Source organism: Humitalea rosea (assembly GCF_003253705.1).
GTDB lineage: Bacteria > Pseudomonadota > Alphaproteobacteria > Acetobacterales > Acetobacteraceae > Humitalea > Humitalea rosea.
Window position 1 is genome coordinate 1 of the sequence record NZ_QKYU01000064.1, and the last position, 1,495, is coordinate 1,495.

A 1,495-nucleotide genomic window follows, 5' to 3' on the forward strand; every position below is an offset into this window, starting at 1 on the left:
ATGAGATACCGTCACGCTGAGCAAGCGCTTTTTGTGTGGTCCGCAGGCGCGGTCGGCTGCGTTGTGTTGGGACTACGCCGCCCGCGCCTGCTCTGCTTCGATCATGAATGGCCTGCGGTGTTTGGCGACGCTGTAGACGGCGTGGAGCAGCTTTCGCATGGCGGCGATGAGGGCCAGCTTGGCGGGTTTTCCGGCGGCGCGCAGGCGCAGGTAGAAGGCGCGCAGCCAAGGGTTGCGCTTGACGGCGGTCAGCACCGGCATCCACAGGGCGCGGCGCAGCCGGGCATTGCCCAGCGGTCCGATGCTGGCGCGGGTGCCGGTCTGCTTGCCGGATTGGCGCAGCCCTGGGACGACGCCGACGTAGGCCGCGAAGGCGCCGGCGCTCTTGAAATGGGCCGGGTCGCCGGAGGCTGCGATGATGCGAGCGGCGGTCTGCGGCCCGATGCCGTCGATGCTGGTGATCAGCTTGCCGAGGACATGGGTGTCGAGCAGGTCCTCGATGTCGTGCTCGATCTCGGCGAGGCGGCGGCGCCAGGTGTCGAGATCCTGGCAGATATGGCGGGCCTGCAGCTTGTAGGCGGGGCCGTGGTGCTGGCCGACGGATCGTTTGGCGGCCTCGACCAGCGATTGGGCCAGTTCGGCGCCGACGAAGTGCCGCCCATCGTAGCGCAGCTTGGCGACGCGGCGGGGTGTGGCGCGGGCGAAGGCGTGGGCGGTGGGGTATTCGGCCAGCAGGCAGGTGGCGAGCATGCTGTCGAGGCTGCGGACATAGCGGGTGAACTCGGGAAAGCCGAGATCGACCAGGCGGTGGAGCTGACGAACGCGGTCGTCGAAATCCTGGCGCAGCCGGTCGCGGTGGCGGACCAGTTCGCGGAGCGCCTCGGCGACCTCGTCATGCAGATGGGTTGGGGCGGGGCGCTTTTCGAAGGCCAGGCGGGCGAGGCCGGTGGCGTCGATGGCGTCGGTCTTGGTGCGCTCCAGGCTGGCCTCCTGGAAGCGGCGGGCGATCAGGGGGTTGAGGAGTGCGACGTCGTGGCCCGCGGCGGTGAGCACGGCGAAGAGGTTCTTCCAGTAATGGCCGGTCGCCTCCATGGCGATGAGGACGGGCGGCGGCCCGAGCGCGCGGAGCAGGGCGTCATAGCCGTCGCGGTCCTCGGTGATGGTGATGGGCTTGCCGATTGCCACGCCTGCGTCGTCGAGACGGGCGAGGGTGTGGCGTTCGGCTGCGATGTCGATCCCTGCGAACATGATCCCTCCTGCTTGAATAGGCAGCGGCTGGAAGCCTCGGCGCCGGCGTTCATGCTCGCACTTGTTCAAGCGAGGACGCGCGCTGGCAAGGCGGCACCTCAGGATACCGTTCGAGCCCGGAACGCCGGGCGAGGGCGCCAATCTCATTGCCGGGGAATGACCCCCAAGCGTCTCGCGGCGACCCTCTCCCAGCTACCGACGCGCAACCTTAGCCAGGAGGCGCGGCGATGAGTGGAGGAGTTACAAG

Annotated in this window: 1 protein-coding gene; it reads right to left on the reverse strand. The window is 68.7% G+C overall.

Annotation, left to right across the window (positions count from 1 at the left end; translation table 11 throughout):
• Positions 1–72: 72 nt before the first annotated feature.
• Positions 73–1,248, reverse strand: a complete 1,176-nt coding sequence (locus C8P66_RS23350) for an IS110 family RNA-guided transposase (protein WP_158537371.1) — start codon at positions 1,246–1,248, stop codon at positions 73–75.
• Between the last annotated feature and the right edge of the window lie 247 nt (positions 1,249–1,495).

What these genes read in the sequence shown, in the direction of transcription:
- C8P66_RS23350 (WP_158537371.1), bottom strand. Translation starts at nt 1,248, where the DNA reads ATGTTCGCAGGGATCGACATCGCAGCCGAACGCCACACCCTCGCCCGT.